Origin of the sequence: Mesotoga sp. B105.6.4 (assembly GCF_002896535.1) — a bacterium.
Lineage (GTDB): Bacteria > Thermotogota > Thermotogae > Petrotogales > Kosmotogaceae > Mesotoga.
This window is the reverse complement of record NZ_JWIM01000080.1, coordinates 1-1,121: the sequence shown is the minus strand read 5'-3', so window position 1 is coordinate 1,121 and position 1,121 is coordinate 1. Positions and strand designations below refer to the sequence as shown.

General features: G+C 45.5%; 2 protein-coding genes. Both read right to left on the bottom strand.

Annotated elements, in window-relative coordinates; genetic code table 11:
* Positions 1-210 precede the first annotated feature (210 nt).
* Positions 211-342 (bottom strand): hypothetical protein, encoded by a 132-nt coding sequence (locus RJ60_RS16380; protein WP_258006364.1) that lies wholly within the window; start codon positions 340-342, stop codon positions 211-213.
* A complete protein-coding gene (locus RJ60_RS14430) occupies positions 339-767 on the bottom strand; it encodes a hypothetical protein (RefSeq protein WP_103135219.1) in 429 nt (142 codons plus the stop codon). The genes RJ60_RS16380 and RJ60_RS14430 overlap by 4 nt, the downstream gene beginning before the upstream one ends.
* Between the last annotated feature and the right edge of the window lie 354 nt (positions 768-1,121).

The window sequence follows — 1,121 nt, the reverse complement described above, 5'->3', positions numbered from 1 at the left end:
AGAGCATAAAGTAATGGCGATTTCAGCGGGAGGCTCAGGGATGACCGCAGACTAAATCATTTTTTCACCATATCCGAGACGCTATTAATTCCGCCATGCTGAACATGAGGGTTGTTCTTGATGTGCACACACCCCGTCGACGATGAAGCCGTCGACACCCCTCTCGAGAGGGGATTAAAGACTCTTCAAGGCTTCAGGAGATCCTTACTTCTACGGCAGTCTCTCTGATATCCTGTCGACGCTTCTGTCAGGAGTTGTAATTATTATCATAGGGGCATTGTATACAGTACCGGCTGTCTTCTCCAGGATTGAGTCTCCGGCTTTTGCGTTTGTTATGTTCACATGTCTCCTACGCCCCCGAATATCCTTACTGGCCCTTCGACGTATGGCAGATAGCGAAACATCAAGAGCGTTTCATAACTGAAGTACTTAACTTCTGGGGGCGTCCATCCGAGGAAGACAACAGCTACGTCCTCCATAAGTCTGAAAGTGAACGGGAAAGTGTTCTTGGCAGTTTGAGAGGGAGCCGGCGGCATATAGTAAACACAGTAGGGAGTATTGGAATTGTTTCCGTAACAGCTGGGCGTAATGTAGTTTGAGAAGAGATCGGGCATATCGAATGAGTTGAATGTTCCTTGTTGCACGATGAACCCTTCCGATCCGAGTCGTTCAATAAACGTGTTTACATTCTCCTCGGTGAAGTAGGGGTCGTTACAATAAACTATCACCGAAAGCACTACGAAAAGAAGGGTCAACAAATGCTTCATAATCACACCTCCTTGAATTTCTCGAGATTATCAGCCGATCTCAAAATCACTTTGCTGGGCTGGCTATGAGATAACTGCTCCTTTTTCAGACCAGCAGATGATTCCCAGTCAGTATCCAAAAGACGTCTAGTTTTCTAGAAGACAAAGAGAAAATCGCTGACCAATGGTGGACTTTTAGACGAATTTCGAGAGACTTCTCTTTAAGTACCTACAGTAGGTAGATACAATTTATAAAGGCACAGAAAGGCTAACGGGTATGAACAAGGAGAATTCACAGATAGTAATTTTTGCCGGACAGCGACTCAAATTCATTGCATCCCGATGGCGGCTTTGACCTCTTGCAAAGCACCTTCT

Bases quoted from the DNA above. Each gene is read 5' to 3' on its own strand.
- RJ60_RS14430 (WP_103135219.1), bottom strand. From the start codon at position 767: ATGAAGCATTTGTTGACCCTTCTTTTCGTAGTGCTTTCGGTGATAGTT.